This window comes from Amycolatopsis sp. SID8362 (assembly GCF_010550475.1).
Lineage (GTDB): Bacteria > Actinomycetota > Actinomycetes > Mycobacteriales > Pseudonocardiaceae > Amycolatopsis > Amycolatopsis eburnea.
The window spans coordinates 1-7,305 of sequence record NZ_JAAGNB010001607.1; the positions used below are offsets into that span (position 1 = coordinate 1).

A 7,305-nucleotide genomic window follows, 5' to 3' on the forward strand; every position below is an offset into this window, starting at 1 on the left:
CCGAGCGCGCCCGCTGGCTGGTCGCGGCCGCCGACGCCCTCGACGCCGCCACGGACGACCTCGTCCCGCTGGCGCACAGCGAGACCCACCTGCCCGCGACCCCGCGGCTGGCCGGCGAGCTGAAGCGCACGACGTTCCAGCTGCGCCTGTTCGGCGAGGTGCTCACCGAAGGCGAGTACCTCGGCGCGACCGTCGACCACGCCGACCCGGACTGGCCGATGGGCCCGCGGCCGGACATCCGCCGCGTCAGGACCGCGATCGGCCCGGTGCTGGTGTTCGCCGCGAGCAACTTCCCGTTCGCGTTCAGCGTCGCGGGCGGCGACACGGCGTCCGCGCTCGCCGCGGGCTGCCCGGTGATCCTCAAGGCGCACCCCGGGCACCCGGAGCTGTCCGCGCTGACCGGCCGGATCGTGCGCGAAGCCCTGATCGGTGCTGGCGCGCCCGAGGGCGTCTTCGACGTCATCTTCGGGCAGGAGGAAGGCGTCACGGCGCTGAAGGACCCGCGGATCGCGGCGGCGTCGTTCACCGGCTCCATCCCGGGCGGCCGGGCGCTGTTCGACATCGCGAACGCGCGGCCGCGGCCGATCCCGTTCTACGGCGAACTCGGCAGCGTCAACCCGGTCGTGGTCACCGAGGCCGCGATCGCCGCGCGCGGGGAGGCCGTCGCGAAGGGGTACGCCGGGTCGTTCACCCTCGGCGCCGGCCAGTTCTGCACCAAGCCCGGGCTGCTGTTCCTGCCCGAGGACCACGGCCTGACTTCGGTTTTGAAGGACGCGTTGGACGGTGCGGCGGCCCAGCCGATGCTCAACGACCGCATCGCTGCCGGCTTTTCTTCGCAGCTCTCGGCGCTGAAGGAGGTCCCGGGCGTCGAGGTGGTGTCTGAGTCGGATTCTTCGGCGCCCGCGTTCACCCCGACGCTGCTCGCCACGACCGGCAAGCAGTTCCTCGAGGGCGGCGACACCGTGCACGAGGAGTGCTTCGGCCCGGCGTCGCTGATCGTCACCTACGCCGACCAGGCCGAACTGCTGCGCCTGCTCGACGTCATCGAACCGGGGCTCACCGCCACGATCCACGGCGAGGAGTCCGATGTGGACTGGCTCCGGCCGGTGCTGCCGTCGCTGGCCCGCATCGCCGGCCGGCTGCTGTGGAACGACTGGCCCACCGGGGTGACGGTGAGCTGGGCCCAGCAGCACGGCGGCCCGTACCCGGCCACGACCGCCCCGACGACGACGTCCGTCGGCACCGCGGCGATCGAGCGCTTCCTGCGCCCGATCGCGTGGCAGGGCTTCCCGGACGCGCTGCTGCCCGAACCACTCCAGGAGGCCAACCCGTGGCAGCTGCCCCGCCGCACCGACGGCTCCCGCTGAACCCAACCCGCCACTTTCCCTACGAAAGTGCGGTTTTTCGCCCTCGAACCCCGAACTTTCCCTAGGAAAGATACGTACGCGCCACTTTCTTCTGGAAAGTGATGGGCCAGTAACGCCGCCGCACAACTGAATCCCCGTTCCCCGTAAGCCGAAGATGTCTTCCTGGGAGGCATTGCCATGCCCGTGAACCGGAGAAACGCTCTGCGCGGCGGCGCGCTGGCGGCCGCTTCGACCGTTCTGCTCAGCCGTCCCGCGTTCGCTTCCAGTCCACCCGCGGCCCCGGCCGCGGGTGGGGTGCCCGCCGCGACCGCGCCGATCGTCGCCGCCTACCGGCAGCTGCAGACCGGCATCAACCGGCCGTCGCCGGAACGCGCCGAGGCGCTGGCCAACCTGGGCCGCGTCGCCAAGGCGTACCACTCGAGCCTGTCCGTGGCCGGCGGTGGTGCTCCACTGTGGACGGACCTGCCGCTCGGCCCGGGCAGCGACTACACGACGTCGATGTACGCCCGGCTGCGCGCGATCGCCGTCGACTGGGGCACCCCGGGCGGGGCGCTGGCCGGCGACCCGGCGGTGCTCGACCGGATCAAGGCCGCGCTGGAACTCATCTACGCCAGCCAGTACAACGAGAACGTCGGCGAGATCGGCAACTGGTACACCTACGAGATCGGCATCCCGTACTACCTGCTGCACACGCTTTCGGTGGTCGCCGACGAGCTGACCGCCGAGCAGCTGGCGCGCTACCTCGCGCCGGTGAAGCGGTTCGTCGGGAACCCGAACAGGCGCGCCAACAACGCGTCGGTGGTCGAAACCGGCGCGAACCGCGCGGACAAGGCGCTGATCTCCATCGTGTCGGGCGCGATGCTCGGGGACACCGCCTGGATCAAGACCGGCATCGACGCGCTCACCGACGTCGCCGGCGGGGGCGCGGCGAGCGTCGTGGCGAAGCTGGACCGCGCGGCCGGCGACGGCTTCCACGTCGACGGCTCGTTCATCCAGCACGACACCATCCCGTACCCCGGCCACTACGGCATCGTGCTGCTCACCGCGCTCGCCGGCGCCATCCACGTCACGTCGGGCACCGAGTACGCGCTGCCGCAGCCGTTGAAGGACAAGATCTACGCGCTGGTCGCCGACAGCTTCGCGCCGTTCGTCTACGCCGGCGCGCTGATGGAGCCGGTGCGCGGGCGGATGCTCTCGCGGCAGGGGGAGACCGGCCACGACATCGGCCACCAGCTCACCGTCGCGACCCTCGTGCTGGCGCGGACGGCGTCGGGCAAGACCAAGACCGACCTCAACGCGCTGGCCGCGAAGTGGATCAAGGAAGGCGCGTACGCCCCGTTCCTGAAGATCCCGGACCCCGAGCGGTTCGCGCCCGGCCCGGACCTGGTGGCGACGCCGGGCATCGAGTTCGCACAGGACATGCTGGCCTCGGGCGCGCGCCCGGCGCGGGTCACGGCAACGCACCGGATCTTCGGCCAGCAGGACCGCCTGGTGCACGTCACCGGCGACTGGTCGGCCTCCCTCGGCGTCAGCTCGACGCGGATTTCCCGCTACGAAGCCATCAACGGCCAGAACCTCAAGGGCTACCACGTCGGCGACGGCGTGCTCTACACGTTCCTCCCGAACGCCAAGGGGCACTACACCGACGCCTACTGGCCGACGGTCGACCCGCTGCTGCTGCCGGGCACGACCGAGAACGACGGCCCGGTCGACCCGAAGTTCGGCGGCGTGCCGGTCGGGCCGAACCCGCACACCGGCGGCGTCCGCTGGGACGCGCGCACCGGCGCCTACGCGTTCGACTTCACGTCCTGGGACGGCTCACTGGTCGCGAAGAAGTCGTGGTTCTTCACTCCGGCCGGGATCCTGTGCCTCGGCGCCGGGATCACCGGCACGGCCGACCACGCCGTGCGCACGACGATCGAGAACCGCAACCTCGGCGAGGGCGGGCGCGGGGTCCTGCTGGCGGACGGCCGGTGCGTGGCCACCGAACTCGGCAAGGCGTCCGCACTGCGCGAACCGCGGTGGCTGCACCTGGAAGACGTCGGCGGGTACGTGGTCCTGGACGGCGCTTCGGTGACGGCGTTGCGCGAGGACCGGACCGGCGCGTGGCGCGACATCGACACCGGCGCCAACACCAAGGGCACCACGACCCCGAACACGCGCCGGTACCAGAAGCTGGTCCTGGAGCACGGCGTGAAGCCGGCGGGCGCGACGTACGCGTACGCGGTGCTGCCGGGCGCGTCGCCGATCGGCACGCTGACGGCGTCGTGGGCGTGGCGCGTGCGCGCCAACACCGCGACGGTCCAGGCCGTCCGGACCGGGGCCACGCTGCTGGCGAACTTCTTCGCGGCCGGCTCGGTCGACGGCGTCAGCGTGTCCGGGCCCGCGTCGGTGGCGGTCGGGCCGCGGCAGCTGGCGGTGTCGGACCCGACGCAGACCCAGGACAGCGTGACGGTGACCGTGCACGGCAAGCCTGTGACGGTGCCGCTGAAGGGCACCTTCGGCGCGACGCGGGTCGTGCGGTTGTAGGGCCCCGGTTACGCTGCGAGCCATGACCGGTGCCGAACAGTTCGACGTCCTGATCGTGGGGGCCGGGCTGTCCGGCATCGGCGCGGCGTGCCGGCTGCGGGAGCGGCTGCCGGGCAAGACGTACGCGGTGCTCGAAGCGCGTGACACCATCGGCGGCACCTGGGACCTCTTCCGGTACCCGGGTATCCGGTCCGACTCGGACATGTTCACCCTCGGCTACCCGTTCCGCCCGTGGAAGGACCCGAAGGCGATCGCGGACGGGCCGTCGATCCTCGCGTACATCCGCGCAACGGCGGCCGCTTCCGGCATCACCGACCACATCCGCTTCGGGCACCGGGTGGTGCGCGCGTCGTGGTCGTCCGCGACGGCGCGGTGGACGGTCTCGACGGCGCACGGCGCCACGTTCACGTGCCGGTTCCTGTACCTGTGCAGTGGCTACTACTCCTACGAATCCGGGCACGTCGTCGACTTCCCGGGCCGCGCGGAGTTCGTCGGCGAGATCGTCCACCCGCAGCACTGGCCCGAGTCGCTGGACTACACGGGCAAGCGGGTCGTGGTGATCGGCAGCGGCGCGACGGCCGTGACATTGGTTCCGGCGCTCGCTTCGCGCGCTTCGCAGGTGACGATGCTGCAGCGTTCGCCGTCGTACATCGTGGCGCGCCCGGACCGGGACGCGCTCGCCGACCGGATCCGCGCGCTGCTGCCGGAGAAGCTCGCGCACCGGGTGGTCCGCGGCAAGAACGTGGTCATGGGGACGCTGTTCTTCCAGCTGATGCGCCGGCTCCCCGGCCGGGCGGCGCTGGCGCTGCGCAAGCGCGTGGCGGCGCAGCTGCCGGCGTCGATCCCGGTGGACCCGCACTTCGTGCCGTCGTACGACCCGTGGGACCAGCGCCTGTGTCTCGTCCCGGACGCGGACCTGTTCAAGGCGCTGCGGTCGGGCAAGGCGGACATCGTGACCGACCGGATCACGCGGTTCACCGCCGCCGGGGTTTCCCTGGAGTCGGGCCGCTCGCTGGACGCGGACATAATCGTGACGGCGACGGGGCTGCGCCTGGTGGCCTTCGGCGGCATCGCGCTCGACGTCGACGGCCGGGCGATCGACCCGGGGGAGCAGCGCGCGTACAAGGGCATGATGTTCGGCGGCGTCCCGAACCTGGCGTGGTGCGTGGGGTACACGAACAACTCGTGGACGCTGCGGGCGGACCTGACGTCCCAGTACGTCTGCCGGCTGCTCGCGCACCTGGACCGCCACGGGTTCGCGTACTGCGTGCCGGACGCGGCTTCGGCTTCCACGGCGGGCCGGCCGCGCCCGATCGTGGACCTCCAGTCCGGGTACATCAAAAGGGCCGCCTCCGGCCTGCCGAAGCAGGGTGGGAGGCGGCCCTGGATGATGCGCCAGAACTACCTGCTCGACCTGGCGGACATGCGCTTCAACCGGCTCGACGACGGCGTGCTGCGGTTCGGCTCCCGCACGCCGTCGAGCGCGGTTCAGCCCTGACGCGCCTTCGAGCGCGGGTTGTCCTTGTTGATCACGAACACGCGGTTGCCGCGGCGGATGACCTGGGCGCCCTGCTGGCGGGCCAGTGAGCGGAGCGAGCTGCGGACCTTCATGGTGACCGTCCTTCCCGTGGGAACCGTCCCACGGTGTGCTCAACACCGCCCGGGTCGGTTTGATTCCACGACTCAGCTGGTCTCACGCGCCACCCACCCCTGCAGGTCGTCGCCGCGGATGGCGGCGGCCATCAGCTCCGGGAACTGGTCCGGGGTGCAGGCGAACGCCGGGACGCCCAGCTCGGCTAGTGCCGCCGCGGTCTCGTGGTCGTACGACGGGGCGCCCGAGTCGGACAGGGCCAGCAGCGTCACCACCTGGACCCCCGCGCTCACCAGCTCGCCGACGCGGTGCAGCAGCTCGTCCTCATCGCCGCCCTCGTAGAGGTCGCTGATCAGCACCAGCAGCGTGCGCTCCGGGCGCTCGACCAGGCCCTCGCAGTACGCGATCGCCCGGTTGATGTCGGTGCCGCCGCCCAGCTGGGTGCCGAACAGGACGTCGACCGGGTCGGCCAGGTGCTCGGTCAGGTCCGCGACCTCGGTGTCGAACGCGACGAACGACGTCCGCAGCGCCCGCATCGAGGCCAGCACCGCGCCGAACAGCCCGGAGTAGACCACCGACTCCGCCATCGAGCCCGACTGGTCGACGGCCAGGATCACGTCCCGCTGCACCGCCTGCTGCCGCCGTCCGAAGCCGACCAGGCGCTCCGGGACGATCGTGCGCAGCTCGGGGGAGTAGTGCTTGAGGTTCGCGTGGATCGTGCGCGCCCAGTCGACGTCGCCCGGGCGGGGCCGGTGGGTGCGCGAGGCCTTGTCCAGCGCGCCCTTGATCGCCGCGCGGGTGCGCTCGGCGAGCCGCTCCTCCAGCTCCTGGACCACCTTGCGGACGACCTCGCGCGCGGTCTCCTTCGTCTCCTCGGGCAGCACGCCGTTCAGCGACAGCAGCGTGCCGACCAGGTGCACGTCCGGTTCGACCGCCGACAGCAGCTCCTTCTCCAGCAGCATCCGGGTCAGCCCGAGCCGGTCCACGGCGTCGCGCTGCATCACCTGGACCACCGTGCTCGGGAAGTAGCGGCGGATGTCGCCCAGCCAGCGCGCGACCCGGGGCGCCGACGCGCCCAGGTTCGCCCCGCGCTGCCCGCCCGCGGCCTCCTCGTCCGGCTTGTCGTAGAGGGCGGCCAGCACCTGGTCGACCCCACTGTCCTCATCGGACAGCTCGGTGTCCGCCAGCCCCGAGCCGGGCCCGGCGCCCTCGCCGCCCAGCACCAGCCGCCAGCGCCGCAGCCGGTCGTCGGTTTCCGAGCTCACGCCCCCACCCCCAGCAGTTCCGCCAGGACGGGCAGCACGCGCTCCGCCCGGTCCTCGTCCAGTTCCTCCGCCACCGGCGCGCGCCGGGTGGGGCCGGTCAGGCCGGCCGCCCGGTGCCCGATCGCCCGCTTCTCGGGCCCGCTGAACGCGCCGAACGTCCGGCGCAGCAACGGAAGCACCTCGGTGAAGGTCTCCGGCGGGATCGCCGCGAGCCACGCGTCGATCACCCGCAGCAGGCCTTCGTCGTGCACCAGCAGCAGCGCGCCGCCGTCGAAGAAGCCTTCGACGTACGCCGCCCCGGCCGACGGCGTGATACCCGGGGTCAGTGCCCGGCCCAGCCGCAGTTCGATGTCGAGCGCGTCGAGGAGGCCGCTGTCGTGCAGGATCCGGGTGAGCCGCCCGGCCAGCAGCGGCGGCAGCGACGGCCGTTCCGCGAGCCGGGCCAGCGCCGTCAGCCAGCGGTCCTTGGCGTCGTCGCCCAGCAGCGACGTCGCGTCGTGAACGCCGTCGACCAGTGCGGCCAGCCGCGCCGCGGCGTCGTCGTCGATGCCGT

6 protein-coding genes are annotated in these 7,305 nt (G+C 72.2%); 3 read left to right on the forward strand and 3 right to left on the reverse strand.

Features of this window, described 5'->3' with window-relative positions; genetic code table 11:
* The 3 genes from G3I65_RS49470 to G3I65_RS49480 form a co-directional block, all read left to right on the forward strand.
* The coding region (locus G3I65_RS49470) for an aldehyde dehydrogenase (NADP(+)) (protein WP_160702637.1) at nt 1–1,367 on the forward strand (1,367 nt) is incomplete at its 5' end.
* 177 nt (nt 1,368–1,544) lie between these two features.
* Nucleotides 1,545–3,896, forward strand: a complete 2,352-nt coding sequence (locus G3I65_RS49475) for a polysaccharide lyase 8 family protein (protein ID WP_160702639.1) — start codon at nt 1,545–1,547, stop codon at nt 3,894–3,896.
* A 22-nt stretch (nt 3,897–3,918) separates the two neighbouring features.
* Entirely contained in the window at nt 3,919–5,394 is a 1,476-nt protein-coding gene (locus tag G3I65_RS49480; RefSeq protein ID WP_160702641.1) for an NAD(P)/FAD-dependent oxidoreductase, read from the forward strand.
* On the opposite strand, the gene G3I65_RS49485 is transcribed toward G3I65_RS49480, so the two are convergent.
* The 3 genes from G3I65_RS49485 to G3I65_RS49495 form a co-directional block, all read right to left on the reverse strand.
* The gene (locus G3I65_RS49485; protein ID WP_125313707.1) at nt 5,385–5,507 is read right to left on the reverse strand and encodes a 50S ribosomal protein L36; all 123 of its coding nucleotides are present in this window, start codon (nt 5,505–5,507) and stop codon (nt 5,385–5,387) included. The two genes, G3I65_RS49480 and G3I65_RS49485, sit on opposite strands and share 10 nt — an antisense overlap.
* A 72-nt stretch (nt 5,508–5,579) precedes the next feature.
* Nucleotides 5,580–6,752 carry a VWA domain-containing protein gene (locus G3I65_RS49490; RefSeq protein ID WP_160702643.1) on the reverse strand — a complete coding sequence of 391 codons (1,173 nt, stop codon included), beginning with the start codon at nt 6,750–6,752 and terminating at the stop codon, nt 5,580–5,582.
* Nucleotides 6,749–7,305, reverse strand: a 557-nt coding sequence (locus G3I65_RS49495; protein ID WP_239071922.1) for a DUF5682 family protein, incomplete at its 5' end; no start/stop codon positions are given. The genes G3I65_RS49490 and G3I65_RS49495, both read right to left, overlap by 4 nt.

Excerpts from the sequence above, each read along its gene's own strand:
- G3I65_RS49475 (WP_160702639.1), top strand. The coding sequence starts at position 1,545 with ATGCCCGTGAACCGGAGAAACGCTCTGCGCGGCGGCGCGCTGGCGGCC.
- G3I65_RS49485 (WP_125313707.1), bottom strand. The coding sequence starts at position 5,507 with ATGAAGGTCCGCAGCTCGCTCCGCTCACTGGCCCGCCAGCAGGGCGCC.
- G3I65_RS49480 (WP_160702641.1), top strand. The coding sequence starts at position 3,919 with ATGACCGGTGCCGAACAGTTCGACGTCCTGATCGTGGGGGCCGGGCTG.